This window comes from Clostridium sp. KNHs205, assembly GCF_000702945.1.
Classification (GTDB): Bacteria; Bacillota; Clostridia; order Lachnospirales; family Lachnospiraceae; genus Anaerocolumna.
Map to the genome: position 1 here is coordinate 501,776 of NZ_JNLE01000003.1, position 20,103 is coordinate 521,878.

The window sequence follows — 20,103 nt, forward strand, 5'->3', positions numbered from 1 at the left end:
TTTTCGTACTGTTACCGGAGAGCAGCAATTTATTTTCTGCGAAAAGGACTTTCCGTAAGATAATAAAATTCATCCTCTTCGCTTAATGTACCCAGAGTCTTGCGGTAGAGTAATATCTGAATAAAGATGACCGCTTCCAAAACAAAGATAAAAAATGTACTGGTCGGTACTAGTATAAACATTATAATATCAGAGAAAAAATATAACAGGCAAACAACCCCTACAAAGAGCAGTATAAAATAAGGGAGTTTGATAAATATGATACAGGTTATTTCTATCAGATCGATATTTTTTCCAATAAAAGTGCGATAGCCGGCTATATAAAGCATAAATACCAGTAATATGGAGGCCATAGCAAGGCATAACACAGAATAAATCATTTTATCAGCTCCCGCCCACAGGTAGATACCTGCGAGATTGAGAAGCATGATCAAATGAACGGGAATATATTTCATTAAATGGAGGGAATGTTTTAAATTCACAAAATAGGTTTTAACAATGCTGTCAGTGATGTTTATCTCTTTGTATATTACGTCCTTCCCAATCAGAAAGATTGCTCCAAGTGCAGGCAGAAGTAAAAAGCCTAAGGATAAAAGGACTGTCAGGAAGAATAAGATACTGGTAAAAAACACGATATGGACAGCGGACAAGATCTTGTAGAACAAGGATTCTCTTGTCATGATTTAATGGCACCTGCTAATCCGTAGAAAATATATTTCTGCAGGAAGATATATACAAGACCAATCGGTATGATTCCCAATAGAATTGCCGCTGCTACAATCTCAAAAGGAGTTGACATACTGCCGAAGAATTTATAAAGGGCCACAGTAAAGGTCTGTACGTCTTTTCTTAAGTAAAGGTTAGGAATATAGAAATCATTATAATAACCAATTCCGTTTAAGATGAGTAAAGTTGTGCAGGCAGGCTTTAAAAGAGGAAGAATAATTTTTCTGTAAATCGTAAAGTAGCCGGCACCGTCTAACAAAGCGGATTCGTCAAGCTCCTTGGAGATGGAATCCAGCAGGTTAAACATGATATAGATACCGATAATACCTACACCGGAGTATAGAAGTATTACGCTGGCCATTTTATTAACCAGGTGCATACGGTATATAATCTGGAATACAACGGTCTGGGTGGTAACAACCGGTATAAACATAGTTAATGTAAATAAGGTCATGATGATCTTTCTGCCTCTGAACTTAAAACGATGAAGCACATAAGATACCATGGTAGTAAACATTATCTGCAGAGACAGGGAGATACCAAGAATAATAGCAGTATTTAACAAAGCCTTGCCAAGATTACCTACACGAATGGCATAATTGAAATTATATCCGTTGAGCCAGTTCTTAGGAGGAGTCAGTACACCTGTAGCAGAGTATTCTGCACCGGTTTTAAAGGCCATGAATATTAGAGGAATTATAGGGATTATTACAAAAATACATGCTGCAAAGAGGAATACATAGCGCAGTATCTTGTATACTTTACTTTCCTTTATCATCTTGCACTTTCTCCTTTCTTGTTAAAGATACTCTGTAAACCAACAGCTAAAACGACGATTACGAATACCATTATGGATAATGCAGCAGCAAAACCAACACGGTTCTCCATAAAGGCACTCTGCTGAATCTGAATAACAGGTGTTACTGTTCCATTAGAGCCGTTCATCATAATATAAGGTATTTCAAATACCTGAATGGAACCGGAAACACTTAGTAATATGTTAATAAAGAGTACGTTACGAATGGAAGGAATGGATATGTAGAGAATTTCCTGCCATTTTGTACAGCCGTCTACGGCAGCCGCTTCAAATAAATCTGTAGAAATCGTCTGAAGAGCACCAAAGAACATGATAAAGTTCATACCATAATAACGCCAGATACTGATGGAAGCAATAGAGGGGTTAACTAAATTCAGGTTCTGAAGCCATTGCTGTTTTAAGGCTCCAAGACCGATTGTATCAAGTATCAGGTTAAGAGTACCGGAGTTATTAAAGAATATAATAAAAATTGTAGATACGATAACACCGTTTAATAAATAAGGAATAATCAGAATTCCTTTAAACAGGTTTAAACCTCTGAACTTGCCGTTTACAAAGATTGCAAGGAAAAATGCAAATACCAGCTGTGGTATGGCAACAATCATATACCAGAGGCAGTTCTTGAAAACCATGATATACTGTGGATCAGTCAGTAATCTTTCGTAATTCTTAAGTCCAATCCATCTGGGAGTGCCGACACCTTTATAGCTGGTAAAACTCAGATAAACATTGGTTAAGATAGGAATATAGGAGAATACCAGTAACTGAATGACCGGTATCACTAAAAATGCAAAAATAATGATTTTGCTGCTTTTTGTTTGTTTCATTTCAACCTCTTTCACTGCAGTTCTGAATGGGGAAGTCCAGACTGCTAATGTTACATTTGTGATTGTTGTCTTTGTGAAACCGCTAAAGAGCCCTCACAGGCCGTAGGGCAACGGCCTGTGACTGGCTCTTACATTGCGGTAATCGGTAGCTTTAGATTAGTCTACCCACTCAAGTCCGAGTTCTTCTTTGTATTCTTTGTAAGCTTTGTTCTGTACATCTACCTGCTTGTTGTAAGCTGTCCAATCATCAGGTTTTGTTGTATCAAGAGCATCGAATAAAAGACCAACATATTTGTAATCTGCATATAAACCAGCTTCTGTTAAAACATCCTGATTTGCAAGAGTGTTTGCATCAGTAGCAGGGGAGAGAAGAACTTTGCAGTCTCCGCTTTCAACCATTTTATCAATGATGGAATACAGTTCGGGAACAACAGGAGTTACACCTTTTTTGTTAGCGATATATCCGCTGTCTGCGATAAACTGTGCATCTTCAGAAACATACTCGATGAAAGCTCTGGCTGCTTCTTTGTTCTTGGAGAATTTGCTGATTGCCCAGTTGTCAGCAGGAGCTGCAAGGACATATCTTCCTGCACCGAAATCAGGAGCGGGAGCAAATTTGATAATGGAAGGATCTTTTCCTTCAGGAACACGTCCCTGGATCTGAGGAACAACCCATGAACCGAAAAGCATCATACCAGCTTTTCCATAAGCTACGCTGTCCATAGCTACACCGAAATCAGTATAAACTTCAGGCTCAAAGTATCCTTTTGCTTTCCACTCTGTGTACATTTTGATTGTTTTACCAAAAGGAGCAGTTTCACTAAAAGGATTCTCAGTCTTTAATGTCTCAGCAAATACGTTAGCATCACCAGCAACATAAGATGCGAAATCCTGTACAGTTGCAAGAGGCCAATTCTCAATTCTGTGTAAAGAGATAGGTGTTACACCGTTTGCTTTGATAGCTTCACACATTTTGTTGAACTCTTCAAGAGTTGCAGGAATTTCATCGTATCCAGCTGCTTTGATAACTTCTTCATTATATACTACAGCCTGGTTGTAGGCTCTTCCGGGCATTACGCTGTAAATGGTTGTACCGTCATTAGGCATTGCCAGCGCATAGTCGCCATATAATTCTTTACCTTCTTCTACAGTAAAGTAAGGCTCTGAATACTGTGCCCACTCTTCAAGACTCCAGTTAGGAGCTGTAAAGATGTCAACGGATTCATCCTGTACTTGGAACAGAGGTCTTAATTCATCTTCATTGGAGATAACGTTAAGATCAACATTGATACCGGTTTCTGCTGTAAATTTCTCAGCTAATTGTTTTAAGTAAGCAGTAGACTCATCACGATATGTATTACCATCTTTGTCTTTCTTCTCTTCACCTAAAACTCTGTTTCCGCCATGTGTATATACACTAATGGTAGTTCCTTTTAATGATGATAAATCAGTACCTTCAGATCCTGTGCCTTCAGAAGAGGATGCTCCTTCAGTTGCTGCAGGCTCATTCGTCTTGTTTGTGTTGTTGCTGTTTGAGGAGCATCCAACCATGGAAACTACCATCATGGATGCAAGAACAACTGCCAAAACTTTTTTTAGTTTCATAAAATTCCTCCTTAAATATTTGTTTTAAGTAAACATTAGACTAAAACCTCTTAAAAAAATTAAGTTTTTAATCTTGAATTTAATTGTATATTTACTTTCCTATTTAGTCATCTACTAATCTTGCAAAATTAAGTCGAATCTTGCGAAAACTATGCAAAATATACTTTTTGGATATATAAATTTAGAATAATTGTGCACTTATGCTAAATGAAAAAACAGTACATTCATACAACTACCTAATAAATTGCATAAGTTAATTGAATTAATCTTACTTTAACTGAATTGTATAGAGTTATTAGCATAAATAAGTTAACTAAACAGGTTATAAAATCATATTGCTATAAACTATTTTATACCTTATTATTATAGGAGGACAAGCTTTTGAATTTATTTTGTGCATAAATACCCAGATTAAAGGTGTTATGGCAAAATAAACAGATTACCTTTTCCTTGAAAGGAGAGTGAAGAGAACATGGATTTTAGTCAAAGATTTAATAACGCAATTTCATCCTATGCTTATTACGGCAAGACCCTGGCTGATAAGTATGTGCCCACTACTGTAACCACTCCCCAGTCCATTAAGGATAATCTTCCATTTGCAGAAGCCTTCCTTGACGTTAAAGCCAAGGATTCTTATTCCCTTGATATCAACTATCTGGATGCCTATTGTCTAATCTATACCCACAGCGGCTTAGGACAGCTGTCTGTTAAAGCAGGTACTTATGAGCTTACAGAAGGAACACTTAGCTTTATTAACTGTCGTATGAAATATCAGATTAAAGTTCCAAAAAACTGGCACCATACGGCTTTCTATATACAGGGAAGTATACTTCCTTTCCTCTATGAAGCGGGAGGTTGGGATAATGAACTGCTTCACAAGGTCCCGGAAGGATCTTTAATTCCCCATGGAATCATGGAACTTTACGATCAGCTGTCAAAGGAGTATGACAATTATATGCTTCAGGCTAAGCTGCTTCTGGATATTTTATTAGGTATGGCTGCAGAAAAAGAGAAAATGGGAGAAGGGGATAAACTTCTGCCAGAATATATCAGAAAAATCAAGATGAGTTTTGAAGAGGATTGCAAAGCCAGATATACCCTTGACAATCTCTCTGCAAAGTATCAGATCAGTAAATATCAGATATGCAGAGACTTTGCTGCTGCTTATGGATGTTCGCCCATGCAGTATCTGAATGACATTCGTATTAAGGTGGCAAAGGAAGCATTAATTAGTACGGATAAGCGGGTAAATGAAATCGGGAGAATGGTGGGCTTTGACAATACCAATAATTTTATCCGGATCTTCAGACAAAAAACAGGAGCAACTCCTCTTAACTATCGAAAAAGAGCTGCTCCATAATAATTAGTATGCCACACTGTCTTTGTGTACCATATTGCCTTCAACAATGGAAATTCCAAAATTCCTGGAAGGATTATTTATCTTTTCAATAAGATTGTTGATACTTCTTAATGCCATTTCCCTGACGTTGACATCATAGGTTGTTATGCCGATATTGCATAAACCCGGGTACAGATAATTATCAAAGCCAACTACCGAGATATCCTTTGGTACTTCATATCCTTTCTTTTGAAGGGCTTTGATAAGGGAGCAGGCGGTAAGATCGCTGTTACATACGAAAGCGGTTGGCATTTTGGCAGGAAATACAAAAGGGAAACCTACTACATCGCCGGTTTTCCAGTCTCTGTCATCTAAGAGCCTGTCTTCTGTAACGGAAAGCCCGTGCTCTAACATGGATTTATAGTAGCCTAAATAACGGTCAGTAATACTGCTTGTATACAAAAGTGTTCCTACATAAGCAATATCCTGATGGCCTCTGTTAAACAACAGATTGGTAAGAATATAGGTTCCGTAAAAACCGTTGGACACAACAGCGTCACAGTCCAGGTCCTTATCATAAAAGTCAAGGCATATCAAAGGAACATTTAATCCGTCTTTCAGCTTTAATAAATACTTGCTTTTTGGCTGGCCCATGAGAATAATACCATCCACCTTCTTTTCACGTATCAGAAGGGGAATTTCCGGATTATCTTCTGCCTCAGGGCTGATAACCTCCAGCATGGTAAAGCATTGGTTAGCGGCAGCATTTGCTGTTACCTCTTGGTATAACTGCCAATAAAAAGAGACATATTTGCCAAAATAACGCCCAGGCACAACTATACCAATATTATAACTTCTGCCCTCTTTAAGGCCTTTGGAAGAACTGGATTGCTGATATCCCATTTCTTTTGCAAGGTCTTTTATTTTCTCCCGCATTTCCTCACTTACACCTTTTTTACCTGACAGTGCCTTTGATACAGTGACAATGCTTACGCCTAAAGAGTTGGCTATATCTTCCATTTTGACTTTCCTGTCCATATTTACCCTCTTAATCAACTTTTTAACTTAATTTACTTTCTTTTTACTCTAGTATTTTAATGTACAGAATTTTGTTTGTCAACTTTAAATACTGATAAGGTTGCTCTGGGAAGTGTTTCGTTCAGTTGTTTATTCGGGAAGCTTAAATTTTGAGAGCAGTCCTGCCAGCCCTGTGGAGGCTTCTTCACCGGAGGAATATTCAAAAGGTGCGGCTTCAACATTTTCTGAAATTTCTGCATTTTCCTCAACAGCCTTTATGCTAAGGCTGATCTTGCCGTCTTTTACTTCAATTATCTTTACTGTTACTTCTTGTCCTTCTTTTAAAACTTCTCCGGGAGTTTTAAGGCGTTTGTTGGCAATTTGAGAAATATGAACCAGACCGGACAGACCATTACCTAAATTGACAAAGGCACCGTAAGGAGCTAATTTCTCCACAGTTCCTTTGGTTACAAGACCGATAGGTAAATGAGAGAGTTTACTTAATTTTTCTTCCTTAACCTGTTCTTTTTCCACTTCTTTTGCAGAAAGCACCAGTTTCTTCTTATCTTCTTCCACAGTAATTACCTGTACTTCCACCTCTTTATTAACCCAGGCGCTCAGATCCTCCACGTAGGTAAGAGAAAGCTGAGAGGCAGGTATAAAGCCACGGATTCCTAACAGATAAGTAGTAACGCCTCCGTTTACTTCCTGTGCTATCTTAACCTTTAGCACAGTTTTGTTTTCCAGATACTCTTTTAAAGCAGTCCAGGACAGGAGGTTGTCCGCTTCTTTTTTGGATAAGAGTATGTTTCCTTTTCCATCATCTTCTCTGATAACTACAGCGGAGTATTCTTCACCAATAGTCACATCCCCTTTAATAGAAAATCTGGGATCGTTGCTGAGCTCTTCTAATGGGATAATACCTTCAGCATAATAACCAAGGTCCAGTGTAACCTCTGTTTCAGAGATACCGATTACAGTACCTTTTACCAGTTCGCCTTCTTCAATTTTATGAAGAGATTTGCTAATCTGCTCTTCAAATTCTTCCATGGACGGAATTGCTTCCTGAGGCGCGGTTTCCTGCACAGAAACAGCCTCTTCAGCTTTCACTTCTAATTCATCGCTCATTGTGGTGCTCCTCTCTTGTTTGTGATTCGTTATATAATAGTATAGCCTATTAATGGAATCTAGGCAAGATATGTTGTGTGTATGTATATGGCAGACTTATATAGCAATTGAACGTCCTACGAGATTAAGGTATATTTACATCATTAACCGTTGGGGGGTAAATTCTGCTAGGTTTCATTAAGAACTATTTACTGGAAAATATCTGTTGCAGCCAACCTCATCTCATCTGTTACTCATAAGTTATTCCTCCATAAAATTCCACTATACACAAGAAAGCAGGGAAGGAGATATGGTGTTTACATATGGCATTTGCGGGAAGTATTAAGATATGATAAAATAGGAAGAGAAGCAGAGAGTATAATCTCTCTCAGTAGTTGCAGGAAAAGAGGTATATATGGAAGATAAGAACAAATTTCAGGAAATGTTAAAGGACGTCTTAGAGGTTGCAAGAGTACAGGGGAATGAGCTGGGAATGAATGAGATCAAAGAGTTCTTTGGCGGTATGGGGCTCAATGAAAGTCAATATGAGCATATTTTCGCTTACCTCGCAGCAAATCATATAAAGGTTAAGGGATATGTAAATACAAAGGCTTTTGATGAGTACAAAGAAGCCGTACAGGAAAGTGAAAAAGCAGAAGAAAGCTCCCAGGAGAAGGCGGAGGAGTTTTCTAATGAGGATCACTCCCAAAGTTCAGAAGCTGCTGTAAAGCAGACCGGAGAGGATTCCCAGTATCTAAAGATGTATCTTGAGGATATCTCAGCAGTAAAAAGGGCTGATGAAGCTGAGTATGAAGCCTTGTTAATGTCCATAAGAGAGAAAAAGGAAGAGGTTAAGGAAAGGTTTATTGAAGCAAACCTTCATAAGGTTGTGGAAATGGCAAAAAATTATCAGAACAGGGGGGTAACCCTGGAGGATCTGATACAGGAGGGAAATATTGGACTTTTGTGCGGGGTAGAAGCACTGTACAGTGAGACTGTTCTGGAGAGTGAGATCAGTTTCTTAGAGGGATATATTAAGAATGCTCTGGAGCAGGCAGTCTATGAAAACACTGAGAGCAGCAGTTTCGAACAGGATATTATTGATAAGATCAGCTATATAAAGCGTGCTTCTGAGGAGTTGACGGAAGAACTCGGCAGGGAGGGCAATCTGCACGAGCTGGCAAGATATGTAAAGATGTCTGAAGAGGAATTAATTGACATTATTAATATGTCCGTAGATGGTGTAAAATTAAGTATGGAACACGAAGATAAGAAGCCTTGAAAAGGGAGGAGCTAATTGAAGGAAACAAAGACACTGAATTCAAATAAATGGTACAAGGTCTTCCAAAAGAAGAGGATATTCGTAATTTTATTAGCTCCGCTAGCCTTTATCTTACTGTGGATATCACAAAACAGCTCTTATTTTGCTGAGATGATTTTTGCGCGTAAAATTTACAGAGGTATAGCTTACGCCGTAAGTTTTTTCACGGATAAAATTCCTTTCTCCATAATGGAAATCATAATTAAACTTTTTCTGCCGGTAGTTCTTGCAGGCTTAGTTTACCTTATAATTCAACTAATAAAAAGAAGACAAAAAGGAAAAACAGCAGCATATATATTAATGCTTTCTTTGATTAATATAGGATGTATTGCCAGCGTAATCTTTTTTCTTTATGTAATTATGGCTGGTATAAATTACAACAGATATTCCTTTGCACAAATCAGCGGCTATACCTTAGAGAAGTCTTCTGTCCAGGAGCTTTATGAGCTGGATAAGAGCCTTGCGGAAAGAGCTGCAGAGGTTCGCAAACTCATAACCGAAGAGGGGGGAGCTTTCACCCAGGACGGAGCTATCCTTATTGATAAGAGTAATTGGTCGGAGCTGGTTGATTCAGCTGCTGCAGCTTATGAGAAGATTGGCACGGAATACCCTCAGTTAGAAGGAAATTATAAATCTGTAAAAGCTGTATCCTCTTCCAGGGTTATGTCTGCCATGGAGATTACAGGCATATTCTGGCCTTTTACAATGGAGGCAAATGTAAACACTGATGTACCGGATTATACTATTCCCGCCACAATGCTACATGAGTTGGCACACCTTCGAGGCTTTATGAGAGAAGACGAAGCTAATTTTATCTCTTATCTTGTATGTAGCAATTCTGATGACAATGTCTTAAAATACAGCGGATTGATGCTGGCCCTATCCTATGTGGGAAATCAGCTCTATCAGCAGTCTACCGAGTATTATGAACAGGCAAGGGCACTCTATAGTGAGGAAATGAAAGCTGATTTAAGGGAAAACTATTATTACTGGGTACAGTTTGAGGATACTGTCATCAGTACAGCATCAAGTACCCTGAATGATACTTATCTAAAGGCCAATAAACAGAGTGACGGAGTGAAGAGCTACGGAAGAATGGTAGATCTTTTGCTGGCGGAATTCAAAGCAGGAAAATAAAGAAGATTAGAATAGGTATGTTATAAGAAATTAAAAAGGGCTGCTGCATTTAAACAATGTTGCCGTAAGAAGCCTTTTGACTTTCCTTCACACACTGGCTGAAAGACACCTTAACTGGTAATATGTCTTTCAGCCAGTGCATTACAGGAAACTCCAAGAGGTTTCTTACTGCTTCACAGTTTTTTGCAACAGCCCCTATTATATTATTTTAAACCAAAAATTGTTGCTTTTGTAAATAGTCCAGTTCCTGAGAATTTTAATGTAGTATCAGTTACTACTAAATCCTTTGGTACTTCAAAAACAAGATTTCCCGTAATATCTAATCCAGGATTTATGGACTCAAAGCTTATGTATTTATTATCTAATCCAATTAGAATTGTAGGACTATACTCAGCTCCATCAGAGGTTATTAATTTAAAGTAGCCGTTAGTCAATGAAGTGGATTCTTTGCCGGTATTTTTAATTGTAATGTTAACAATTGCATATTTACCACTATCTGGTTTATAACTCAAGAAATCATTTTCTTTGATTTCATCTGTATCACCGACTTCATTAACTTTTAATGCTAAATTTTCAGATTGCCCTTCAGATCCCAGAGCCACAATATCTGCTGCTTTGCTATCAGAAGAATCTCCATTTGCTTTTTGTGTATTAGTATTTGATGTTTTTGTTGTATCTTCATTAAGACTGCTCAATGCACCTGCAACGATAAAAAATACAATAACTCCGAGAATAATAAATTTTCCTTTTCCACCTTGCTTTCTACGGCAATTAGGACATACCTTTGCTTTTTTATCGATCTCAGACTGACAGTGTTTACACTTTTTAACTTCTCCCATATTTTCCTCCATGTGTAATATAATGTAACTATTATGGGATATAATACCTATTTTGTCAATAAAAAGATCATTTGGGATATCATTACAATTACTGCTTTCTGGTATATAAGAAGGCACGTCCTTTTTTTCCGGTTTGTTCGATTACTTCCATTTGCTTTAGAACCTTAAGGGCAGAGCTTAATGCAATACTGCCGTACCCGGCTGCTTTTGAAAATTCTTTTGCCATGAAGGTATCGTTAAGAGACTCAGGAAATAGCAGCTGATAATCAGCAGGGGAGCTTATAAATATCTCCTTGGCAAGGCCTACAGGAATCCTGTCTGCTTTTCCGGCGTGATTTTTCCTGTCTTTTCCCCAACCATCCAGGAATTTATATTCTTCGAGGTCGATAAAGACAAGGTGGAGCTTAAGGCCCGGATCATTAAGGTACTCTTTTATCTTATACAACTCCGGAAGGATAAGAGAGGCTTTTCCTATCCTTGGGGACTTCCTTCGGGGGCTGACTTCTCCCGATTCCTTGTCTACCCATCGAAGCCATTTAATATGAGGAATGGGGTATACGATAGTAACAGGAGCTTCTTTTAAGAATACAGAAAGCTTCTTTCTCAGGCGGTCAAAATTCTGTGTCTGTATCTCTATAATTCCCTCAGGGGTAACAATGTCGGCATAATAGTTCTGATATTTAATTTCATGGCAGGATTGATTTGGAGCAAGATAATTTTTCAAAACGGCATGGACAGTCTTTTCGCTCAGGGTTCCGATACCGCTTTCCATTCTTGGGTTATTTATAACAGTATCGATAGCCTGCTCAAACAATAATGTATTCATAAAACCCTCTTTTCTGCTTACTATAAGTAAAGAATAAAACACCGGAGGAAGCAGGTCAAGCAGAAATCTTGCTTGTTTATTAAAATAAGGTGGGCTATAATTAATTCATATAAATTTACAACTAAGGAGGAGCAATCATGAAAGAGAAAGAGAGTGCGAAAGAGCTACTTTCATTTATACAGGAAGCAACATCACCTTACCACGCAGTGGAGGAAGGTATTAAGTATTTAGAAAAAGCAGGCTTTACCGGCCTGGACTTTAAAGAGGACTGGGAGCTTACGAAGGGAGCCGGTTATTATATCAAACCTTATGCTACATCCCTCTTTGCTTTTACAGTAGGAGAGAACTTTGAAAAGGGACAGAATTTCCGGATTGCTGCAGCTCATACAGACCACCCGGGTTTTCGCGTCAAACCCAATGCAGATATCAGGAGCGGAGCATACCGTAAATTAAATACAGAGGTTTATGGAGGTCCGATATTAAATACCTGGATGGACCGTCCTTTGTCACTGGCCGGCAGAGTTGCTTTAAGAAGTGAGGACCCTTTTCATCCTGAATTAAGAATCCTGGATATCAAGAAACCGGTACTTACCATCCCCAATCTGGCCATTCATGTAAATAAAGAGGTGAACAAAGGAGTGGAGATAAACAGGCAGACAGATACCCTGCCTTTGTTTTCTATGGTAAATGAAGATATTTCTGAGGAGAAATTCTTCTTAAGTTTCTTAGCAAGGGAACTTGGAATTGATAAATCCAGGATTCTTGACTATGATATGTATATTTACAATAAAGAAGAGGGTTGCTTCATTGGCACTTCAGAGGATTTTGTATCCTGTCCGAGACTTGATAATCTTACTTCTGTGTGGTCCTTGTTAAAGGGTATTAATGCAGGCAGAAGAAAAGAAGGAATTAATCTGATAGCATTATTCGATAATGAGGAAATTGGAAGCAAGACCAAACAGGGTGCAGATTCTGCCTTGTTAAATCTGTTGCTGGAAAAAATCATGAGGGGGTTATCTCTGAAGGAAGACAATTTATATTCCCAGGTAACAGAAAGCTTCCTGTTATCCGTAGATGTAGCCCACGGGGTTCATCCTAACCGCCCGGAAAAATATGATCCTACTAACTACACAGCTCTTAATGAAGGAATTGTTTTTAAAATAGACAGCAATCAAAGATATACCTTTGATACAGAAGCAATTGCTATTGTTCAGCAGCTTTGTGAGGCTGCAGATGTGAAATACCAGAAATTTGTTAACCGTTCAGACATGCCGGGCGGCGGTACTTTAGGACCCATCATATCCTCCTGGTTACCTGTGAAAACTGTGGATATCGGAATACCTTTATTGGCCATGCATTCCTCCAGGGAACTAATGGGTACCAAGGATCAGGCATATCTGGATAAATTAATGGAAACATATTTTGGATTTTAGTACCATTGTTGTGAAAATAGCCAACAGAATTTAAATAATAAAGCTTATATTGACAAAACACACAAAAAGTGTTATAGTTAATTAAGTCAATACGAGAAGGTATTGTACTAGAGGTTGGAAGCGCGTTGGGGAACGTGAGAGGGCAAAAGCTATAATGGAGTAAGACTGGTCAGATACGTGTACAGGAGTGATAAGGTACAGGTTTGATTGGTCTTATTTTAGTTTATGCAACTTTTGGAAGGTAATCTTACATACAGACTTATTGTGGTAGGGAATAATAGGTTTTTGGGGAACGGACGAGGAGTTTGGTTTACAGTTAGGAATTTTCCTGTTCAGGGTTCCAAATTCCACTAAAATGTCCGCAGTTGTTACTGGCAGGTGAAAGGATACCAAACTCGCAAAAAGCGCTCAGACAGTTCGTGAATGGTATTCGTCTGTTTATCTTTATTCGATTTTACTTAAGAAAATCGAAGTCTTGTCCGAAATATAATTAAAATACCCCCTTACTGGTTGAAAAACTGAAAAAATATAGTTAAAAGATTTAAAATTTTGCTACAGGACTACCTTACACAGGCAGAAAAGAGGTTGGAATGAATATAAATGTTATTTCAGAATATAAAACAACAGGTGCTGCTGATACCTCGGTACCGCTTCAGGACGTTAAAAAAGATGAAGTCAAAGGCACTAATGAGGTAGAGGCACAATCAGCGGTTGCCGTTTACACCGAGGGAACCGAGAAGAGTACTCCTGTTTATGAGGAAAAGCAAGAAGCGGCAGCAGAAGATACTGTATATAAGCAGGAAGAAGAATCCGCTGGTGGAGATGTATCTAAGACTTCCTCACAAATAACAGAGAGTGATTACATAGCCCTTGAACAGGAAGGTATCTCACTTGAAAAGTTTGAACTGGAGCGTCTTGACAGGATGCTTGCAAGAATAAAGCAGCAAAGGGATTTGCAGGAGGATAGCATTGTAGATCAAAGGGCCAAATTAACGGAGAAAATTCTTCAGCAACAATACCTTGGACTTGATTATAGTAAAAATAAGCACCTGATCGAGAGGCTGGATTCTGCGAATATACCCGTTACGAAAGCCAATTTGGAACGTATTTCCACAGGGACAGATAAAGCAAGGTCGGTGGAGAACATGTCTGACCAGGCTAAATATTATCTGATTAAGAACCGTATGGAACCTACTCTTGATAATATTTATAAAGCAAGTTACAGTGCTGCCCATGTGAAGGAGACTCCTGTAAACGACAGCCAGTGGGAGGAGATAAAACCTCAGGCTGCAAAAATTATAGAAGATTCCGGCTTTGAAGTGAATGAGCAAAGCTTAAGCAATGCCAGATGGCTTTATTCTCATAACCTTGGTATAACAGAGAATAATCTCTGGGCCACATGGGATTTGGATAAGATTAAATCTGATATGACAACAGATAAGATTACTGATAAGTTGATTACATCACTTGCACAGGGAAATACAAATTCCCCCTCTCTTAGTTTTCTGGCGGAAGGTCAGGGGTACAGAGCAGCCAGGGCAGATTTGGATATTAGTGATGATACTATTCGAACTGTGGTGTCAGTCCGCTCGGACAAGGAAGTGGACAACCTGTCTATCAGGGATTTGTATAAGCAGCAGAGACAGCAGGTAAATGATGATAGAAATACCGATACAAATGCGAAAGCTATTATAGAAAATACGGCACAGGCAGCTGTCAGCCAGGAAGAGATTGATATACGGACCATAACCGTAAGAAGACGCCTGGAGGAAATCCGCTTGAAGATGACGTCGGATGCAAGCGGTGAGCTGTTAAAGAAAGGGTTCCATCTTGAGACGGATTCCCTTGTAAAAGTGGTTGAAGGCTTAAAAGAAATCGAAGATAACTATTACCGAAATCTTTTAAAAGAAGGCAATGTTAATGTCAATCAAGAAAATATCAGCACCGTGAAAGCAAGCCTTTTACAGGTTGAGGAATTAAAGAGTGCACCTGCAGCACTGCTTTCCAATACGCTTCCCTCCTGGTCTCAGGAAACGGTGGAAAGCCTTACGGCAGCAGGAAATGACTACAAAAGGAATCATGCAGCGGACAGTTATGAGACTTTAATGACCAAACCAAGAGCAGATATGGGAGATTCGATTTCCAAGGCCTTTCAAAATACTGGCAGTCTGTTAGAGGAGATGGGACTGGAGGCCACAGAAGCAAATAAAAGAGCACTTCGTATTCTGGGTTATAACAATATGCCTCTGACGGCTGAGAATATAGACCTTGTTAAGCTACACGATACACAGGTGAATAATGTGATGAAGAACTTCCATCCGGCAGTTGCGGTGGAGTTCATCAGAAAGGGCATCAACCCCGTAGAACTGCCTATTGAAGAATTGAATAATCAGATAAATACTATGAAGGAAGAGCTTGGAGTAACCGATGAGGAACGTTTCAGCCGTTTCTTATGGAAGCTGGATAAGAACAATGAAATTACTGAGGAAGAAAGAAAATCCTATATCGGTATATACAGACTCTTAAATACTGTTGATAAAACAGATGGAGCTGCCCTGGGAGCTGTTGTTAAAGCAGATCAGGAGCTGACCCTTAAGAATCTCCTTACGGCTGTAAGGACAAGGCGAAGCGGTGGTATTGAAACTTCTGTAGATGACAACTTCGGGACCCTTTCTGATTATACAAAGAAAGGTGAATCCATCACCGATCAGATCAATACTGCCTATTTAAAAGAAACCTCGGTTTCATCGGAGCATGCAAAAGCTTCCTATGGCAAAGAACTGGTCAGAGAGATCAGGGAAAATCTTTCACCGGAAGCCTTAATTGCTCTCGGGAATACAAGTAATGTTGCAGACATGACCTTAGAGCAGGTGGCAGAAGCTCTGAAAGAGCAGGATAAAGATACAGATAAAGCTTATTATAATGAGAAACTCCGGGATTTCAAGGAATCTGTTACCAAAGAAGCACAGGCTCTGCTGGATAACAATAAGCTTCCTGTTACCCTTTCAAATGTAATGGGGGCAAATGATTATCTGCAAAAGGAAAATACAGCATTTCATAAGCTTAACAGCTTATTGCAGAGAAGTGATATCACTATAGAAGCAGCAGATGCAAAAGAAGAGCAATTTACCCTGGAAGCATCGGAAGGAACAGAGAACAACAGCTTAAACCTTGAAAGCATTTCGGATAAATTACTGGACAACCTTGAGAATGACAGTCAGATTAAGAACGCCTATCAGGAAATAGAGACTGAGGTACAGGATATTCTTAAGAGTTATTATGAAAAGGGAAATTTAACAGTAAAAGATATGGGTGATATTCGAAGAATCGGCAATGGAATGCAGTTTATTACCCAAATGGCTTTAAGGGAGAGTTATCAGATACCACTGGTAACCACAGAAGGTATCACCAATGTTAACGTAACACTGCTTAAAAATACCGGTGATACCGGTAAAGCTGCCATTAAGATTCCCTCCGGTAAACTGGGGCAGATTGAACTGAATCTTACGGTAAAGAATAACGAAGTAAGTGCCTTTATTGTCTGTGAAACCAGAGAAGGATTGGAAGCTGTAAAGAAAAATGAAGCAGAAATCGCGGCGGCATTTTCTACAGAAGATACAAAAATAAAACAAATCAGTTACGGAATAGGTAATAATTTTGGGGAAAGCGGTCGATATAACAACTATAAGCCAAAAGAAGAAGGCGAAATTAGTACCGGAGACACCCCTGCAGATACCGGAACGCTGTTAAAACTTTCTAAGGCATTCATACTTCAAGTGAAAGAGATAGATAATCAACTTTAAGGAAAAGGAGAAATCAATGAGAATTAATCATAATATTTCAGCTTTAAAAGCAAACAACATGCTGAACAGAACAAACAAGAGCCTTGATAAGAGTCTGGAAAAGCTCTCCTCCGGATATCGTATCAATAAAGCTGCTGACGATGCTGCCGGAATGGCTATTTCCCAAAAAATGAAGACTCAGATAGCAGGACTTGAGCAGGCGTCCAGAAATGCATCTGACGGTATTTCTATTATTCAGACAGCAGAAGGTGCCTTAAGTGAAGTGAATTCCATGCTGCAAAGAATGAGAGAACTATCTGTTCAGGCCTCCAATGGTACGAACACCATCGACGACAGAAAATCCATACAGGCAGAAATTGACCAGTTAAAAGAGGAAATACAGAGAATTTCTGATACCACCGAATTTAATACAAAAACATTGCTGGATGGAAGTATTGACAGACAGTCCTTTACAAGTGATCAAAATGTACAGCTGGTATCTGTCTCTGATACCGTTCCAAGTAAAACCTACACTATTAATGTCTCCGCAGTTGCTACACAGGCAACTTATTCCGGCTCCGCAGCTATGGGAGCAACAAATATTACAGCTACACAGGCTGGTGTATTTAATATTAATGGAAATGAAGTTAAGATTGAAGAAGGTGATACACCTGATATGGTATATGAAAAAATCAGGGATCTCAGTGACAATGCTAATATAGAGTGTAAAAAAGGTGCTTCCGGTGAGCTTATTTTCACCACGAAGGAGTATGGCAGCGATAAGAAAATTGAGATTAATGTAGGAAATGCGGCACTTGCCTCTTATCTTAACATTGATGCAAGCGTAAAGCCCAGTACCCATACCCAAGCACAAGGTAAAGATACTGTTATGGCAGCTGCCTGGGGAACTAATTTTGCATCAACAGCTACTGTTTCCTCCAAAGGAAACTTTGTGACCGTTTCTGATACAAATGGATTTGAAATGACCTTTGATGTAAAAGCAACAGGAAGTACAACAGCAACTGTACTTGACTCCGGCCCTATGAAATTACAGATTGGTGCCAATGAGAGCCAGACGATGGAAGTGAGACTGCCAAAGGTTAATCCTGACACACTGGGTATCAGCATGGTAAACATCTGTACACAGGAAGGTGCAGAAGCAGCAATTTCTATTTTTGATAATGCAAATAATCTAGTAACATCAATACGTGCTAAATTAGGTGCTTATCAGAATCGTCTGGAGCACTCCATATCAAATCTGGATACAACTTCTGAAAATATGACAGAAGCTCTCTCACGTATTGCAGATGTGGATATGGCGAAGGAAATGGCCACCTATACTCAGATGAACGTTCTTGCTCAGGCGGGAACCTCTATGCTTGCTCAAGCAAATGAAAGACCACAGACGGTATTATCTCTGCTTCAGGGTTAATAATCGGTTTATTTTATAGGGTGTCTGAAACTTATTGTAGCGTTCTTATGCTCCACTTTGTAGTATTCAGCAATGCAATTTTAGGGATATAATACCACTCTGTCTCCAGAATTGTGCTGTGTCTTTCACAAAGCGGAATCTCCAGCTCAGTTAAAGTAGTTTTCAGCACCCCAGGATTCGTCCTGGTCATCACATTTAAAGAACTGACTATTCGATATAGGAAGTTTTTACTTGCGCCCTAGAAAGGAGCAGTAACAGGAATGGAAAAGGAACTAGCAAAATCCTTTGCAGCCAGAATTACTCAGGCTTCCAAAACAGAACTGATTGTAATTATGTATGAAGTCATTCTATCAGATATTCAATCAGCAAAGGAAAAACTGAGTAATGGAGAAACAGAAGGCTTTAAACACGATATCAAGCATGGACAGAAGTTCTTAAATGAACTGATGTCATCCCTTGATTATACCTATGATATATCCCTGAATTTAATGAGTCTCTATATATTTATTAATAAAGCTTTGGTGGATGCACAGTACCAGATGGAGAGGAAGCCTTTACAGGATGCGGAAGAGGTCCTTCAGATCTTAATGAAAGGCTTTGAAGGAATTTCGAAAGAAGATAAATCCGGTCCGGTTATGCGTAATACCGGGCAGATATATGCTGGTCTCACCTATGGCAGAGGAGTGTTAAACGAGACGTATGTTGATCCAAATCAGGTTAACAGAGGTTTTAAGGCTTAATAAAACATAATGATATGATAGACAGAAAAAAGAACCCGTTGGAGGAAATCTTAAATCTCCTCACGGGTTCGTTCTTTGCAAATGGCAGTGGATTGTCGTTTAATAAATTTGGCTCTGAGAAGCAGTTTACTGGTGGTTATATTGTGTATAAGCCCGTCCAGCAGCAGGAAAGCACTCTTCCCCAAATCCACCCTGTCCTGTCTGATAGTGGTCAGTGCCGGAGAGAGCTGAGTGGCAATGGGAAGATCGTCAAAGCCTATAACACTGATATCCTCCGGGACTTTAAGCCCTTGTTCTGTGACTTCGGTTATAACACCGGAAGCGATAAGGTCACTGGCACAGATTATCGCAGTAGCCCCGTTTTTTAAAAAAGATGGAACGTGGTATTTGGCACAGTCGGGAACATAATAACCATATTCAATGAGGTCTTCTTCCGGAATGAGGTTGTGCTTGCTCATACTGTTTACAAAAGCAGCATAACGCTGATCGGATACCATGGAGTTTTTGGAGCCGTTGAGAAATGCAATTTTTTTATGTCCCAATTTTTTCAGATGGTCAACTGCAAGGTCAATTCCTTCTTCGCTGTCTGTTCCCACATAACCTACATGATTGTTTCTTTCAATATAATTATCAAGAAGAACGGTTGGCACCGTGGTCTTGTTTAGCTGCACTACCCAGTCGTCGTGAAGGGTAAAGCCCAGAAAAAATGCTCCGCTGTATCCGTTCTTCAGCATATAGGTATCATATTTTTCATCTGTCTGAAGAGTAAGGCTTGAGGGAATCACAGTTACCTCCCAATGCCTTCTGGCAGCAGATAACTTAAATCCTACGATTATGTCATACCCAAACTGGTCGATGTTCTCATAGTCCATATTCTCAATAAAAATGCATACTTTACGTGTGGTAGTGGTTCGCATTTTCTTTGTTGAATAACCCATTTCCACAGCGGTGTCCAATACCAGCTGGCGCATATCGTTGCTGATGTCGCTGGCACCGTTTAAACCCTTGGATACGGTACTGACTGCTATACCAAGTTTACTTGCAATATCTTTTATAGTAGCCATGAATTATATATCTCCCCTGGTTAACTTTTTGTAATTGTTAATTACTCAGATTATTTAATTATTCATATTTAATTCTTAAATTCTCAAATTA

16 protein-coding genes are annotated in these 20,103 nt (G+C 39.1%); 7 read left to right on the forward strand and 9 right to left on the reverse strand.

Annotation, left to right across the window (positions count from 1 at the left end; genetic code table 11):
• Positions 1-29 precede the first annotated feature (29 nt).
• From BR73_RS0102185 to BR73_RS0102200, 4 genes are all read right to left on the reverse strand, one after another.
• Positions 30-680 (reverse strand): hypothetical protein, encoded by a 651-nt coding sequence (locus tag BR73_RS0102185; protein ID WP_033164214.1) that lies wholly within the window; start codon positions 678-680, stop codon positions 30-32.
• The gene (locus BR73_RS0102190) at positions 677-1,504 is read right to left on the reverse strand and encodes a carbohydrate ABC transporter permease (RefSeq protein WP_033164215.1); all 828 of its coding nucleotides are present in this window, start codon (positions 1,502-1,504) and stop codon (positions 677-679) included. The genes BR73_RS0102185 and BR73_RS0102190 overlap by 4 nt, the downstream gene beginning before the upstream one ends.
• Positions 1,501-2,370 (reverse strand): sugar ABC transporter permease, encoded by an 870-nt coding sequence (locus tag BR73_RS0102195; protein WP_033164216.1) that lies wholly within the window; start codon positions 2,368-2,370, stop codon positions 1,501-1,503. Before BR73_RS0102195 ends, BR73_RS0102190 begins: the two co-directional genes overlap by 4 nt.
• Positions 2,371-2,526: 156 nt before the next feature.
• Positions 2,527-3,975 (reverse strand): extracellular solute-binding protein, encoded by a 1,449-nt coding sequence (locus tag BR73_RS0102200; protein WP_033164217.1) that lies wholly within the window; start codon positions 3,973-3,975, stop codon positions 2,527-2,529.
• 472 nt (positions 3,976-4,447) lie between these two features.
• Here BR73_RS0102200 and BR73_RS27025 point away from each other — a divergent pair, with 472 nt between their 5' ends.
• Entirely contained in the window at positions 4,448-5,335 is an 888-nt protein-coding gene (locus BR73_RS27025) for an AraC family transcriptional regulator (RefSeq protein WP_051684910.1), read from the forward strand.
• A 3-nt stretch (positions 5,336-5,338) separates the two neighbouring features.
• Here BR73_RS27025 and BR73_RS0102210 read toward each other — a convergent pair whose 3' ends face one another.
• Both BR73_RS0102210 and BR73_RS0102215 read right to left on the reverse strand, forming a co-directional pair.
• Positions 5,339-6,352 (reverse strand): substrate-binding domain-containing protein, encoded by a 1,014-nt coding sequence (locus tag BR73_RS0102210; RefSeq protein ID WP_033164218.1) that lies wholly within the window; start codon positions 6,350-6,352, stop codon positions 5,339-5,341.
• Positions 6,353-6,481: 129 nt separating this feature from the next.
• Positions 6,482-7,459 carry a S1 RNA-binding domain-containing protein gene (locus BR73_RS0102215; protein ID WP_081848504.1) on the reverse strand — a complete coding sequence of 326 codons (978 nt, stop codon included), beginning with the start codon at positions 7,457-7,459 and terminating at the stop codon, positions 6,482-6,484.
• A 394-nt stretch (positions 7,460-7,853) separates the two neighbouring features.
• Here BR73_RS0102215 and BR73_RS0102220 point away from each other — a divergent pair, with 394 nt between their 5' ends.
• A complete protein-coding gene (locus BR73_RS0102220; RefSeq protein ID WP_033164219.1) occupies positions 7,854-8,720 on the forward strand; it encodes a sigma-70 domain-containing protein in 867 nt (288 codons plus the stop codon).
• 15 nt (positions 8,721-8,735) lie between these two features.
• A complete protein-coding gene (locus tag BR73_RS0102225; RefSeq protein WP_051684911.1) occupies positions 8,736-9,896 on the forward strand; it encodes a DUF3810 domain-containing protein in 1,161 nt (386 codons plus the stop codon).
• A 203-nt stretch (positions 9,897-10,099) separates the two neighbouring features.
• On the opposite strand, the gene BR73_RS27030 is transcribed toward BR73_RS0102225, so the two are convergent.
• Both BR73_RS27030 and BR73_RS0102240 read right to left on the reverse strand, forming a co-directional pair.
• On the reverse strand, positions 10,100-10,735 hold the full coding sequence (locus BR73_RS27030) for a DUF4352 domain-containing protein (RefSeq protein WP_051684912.1): 636 nt from the start codon (positions 10,733-10,735) through the stop codon (positions 10,100-10,102).
• 88 nt (positions 10,736-10,823) lie between these two features.
• Positions 10,824-11,561 carry a hypothetical protein gene (locus BR73_RS0102240; RefSeq protein WP_033164220.1) on the reverse strand — a complete coding sequence of 246 codons (738 nt, stop codon included), beginning with the start codon at positions 11,559-11,561 and terminating at the stop codon, positions 10,824-10,826.
• A 137-nt stretch (positions 11,562-11,698) separates the two neighbouring features.
• Here BR73_RS0102240 and BR73_RS0102245 point away from each other — a divergent pair, with 137 nt between their 5' ends.
• The 4 genes from BR73_RS0102245 to BR73_RS0102260 all read left to right on the forward strand — a co-directional run bounded on the left by BR73_RS0102245 (position 11,699) and on the right by BR73_RS0102260 (position 18,948).
• Positions 11,699-12,994 carry a M18 family aminopeptidase gene (locus tag BR73_RS0102245; RefSeq protein WP_033164221.1) on the forward strand — a complete coding sequence of 432 codons (1,296 nt, stop codon included), beginning with the start codon at positions 11,699-11,701 and terminating at the stop codon, positions 12,992-12,994.
• 590 nt (positions 12,995-13,584) lie between these two features.
• Positions 13,585-16,797 (forward strand): DUF6240 domain-containing protein, encoded by a 3,213-nt coding sequence (locus tag BR73_RS0102250; RefSeq protein WP_033164222.1) that lies wholly within the window; start codon positions 13,585-13,587, stop codon positions 16,795-16,797.
• A gap of 16 nt (positions 16,798-16,813) precedes the next feature.
• The gene (locus tag BR73_RS29580) at positions 16,814-18,208 is read left to right on the forward strand and encodes a flagellin (RefSeq protein WP_033164223.1); all 1,395 of its coding nucleotides are present in this window, start codon (positions 16,814-16,816) and stop codon (positions 18,206-18,208) included.
• 260 nt (positions 18,209-18,468) lie between these two features.
• A complete protein-coding gene (locus tag BR73_RS0102260) occupies positions 18,469-18,948 on the forward strand; it encodes a flagellar protein FliS (protein WP_033164224.1) in 480 nt (159 codons plus the stop codon).
• 50 nt (positions 18,949-18,998) lie between these two features.
• Here the strand turns inward: BR73_RS0102260 and BR73_RS0102265 are convergent, their stop codons facing one another.
• Positions 18,999-20,012 (reverse strand): LacI family DNA-binding transcriptional regulator, encoded by a 1,014-nt coding sequence (locus BR73_RS0102265; protein ID WP_033164225.1) that lies wholly within the window; start codon positions 20,010-20,012, stop codon positions 18,999-19,001.
• Positions 20,013-20,103 lie beyond the last annotated feature (91 nt).

What these genes read in the sequence shown, in the direction of transcription:
- BR73_RS0102220 (WP_033164219.1), top strand. Translation starts at nt 7,854, where the DNA reads ATGGAAGATAAGAACAAATTTCAGGAAATGTTAAAGGACGTCTTAGAG.
- BR73_RS0102245 (WP_033164221.1), top strand. Translation starts at nt 11,699, where the DNA reads ATGAAAGAGAAAGAGAGTGCGAAAGAGCTACTTTCATTTATACAGGAA.
- BR73_RS0102265 (WP_033164225.1), bottom strand. Translation starts at nt 20,012, where the DNA reads ATGGCTACTATAAAAGATATTGCAAGTAAACTTGGTATAGCAGTCAGT.
- BR73_RS0102185 (WP_033164214.1), bottom strand. Translation starts at nt 680, where the DNA reads ATGACAAGAGAATCCTTGTTCTACAAGATCTTGTCCGCTGTCCATATC.
- BR73_RS27030 (WP_051684912.1), bottom strand. Translation starts at nt 10,735, where the DNA reads ATGGGAGAAGTTAAAAAGTGTAAACACTGTCAGTCTGAGATCGATAAA.
- BR73_RS0102210 (WP_033164218.1), bottom strand. Translation starts at nt 6,352, where the DNA reads ATGGACAGGAAAGTCAAAATGGAAGATATAGCCAACTCTTTAGGCGTA.
- BR73_RS0102250 (WP_033164222.1), top strand. Translation starts at nt 13,585, where the DNA reads ATGAATATAAATGTTATTTCAGAATATAAAACAACAGGTGCTGCTGAT.
- BR73_RS0102200 (WP_033164217.1), bottom strand. Translation starts at nt 3,975, where the DNA reads ATGAAACTAAAAAAAGTTTTGGCAGTTGTTCTTGCATCCATGATGGTA.
- BR73_RS27025 (WP_051684910.1), top strand. Translation starts at nt 4,448, where the DNA reads ATGGATTTTAGTCAAAGATTTAATAACGCAATTTCATCCTATGCTTAT.
- BR73_RS29580 (WP_033164223.1), top strand. Translation starts at nt 16,814, where the DNA reads ATGAGAATTAATCATAATATTTCAGCTTTAAAAGCAAACAACATGCTG.
- BR73_RS0102190 (WP_033164215.1), bottom strand. Translation starts at nt 1,504, where the DNA reads ATGATAAAGGAAAGTAAAGTATACAAGATACTGCGCTATGTATTCCTC.
- BR73_RS0102195 (WP_033164216.1), bottom strand. Translation starts at nt 2,370, where the DNA reads ATGAAACAAACAAAAAGCAGCAAAATCATTATTTTTGCATTTTTAGTG.
- BR73_RS0102215 (WP_081848504.1), bottom strand. Translation starts at nt 7,459, where the DNA reads ATGAGCGATGAATTAGAAGTGAAAGCTGAAGAGGCTGTTTCTGTGCAG.
- BR73_RS0102240 (WP_033164220.1), bottom strand. Translation starts at nt 11,561, where the DNA reads ATGAATACATTATTGTTTGAGCAGGCTATCGATACTGTTATAAATAAC.
- BR73_RS0102260 (WP_033164224.1), top strand. Translation starts at nt 18,469, where the DNA reads ATGGAAAAGGAACTAGCAAAATCCTTTGCAGCCAGAATTACTCAGGCT.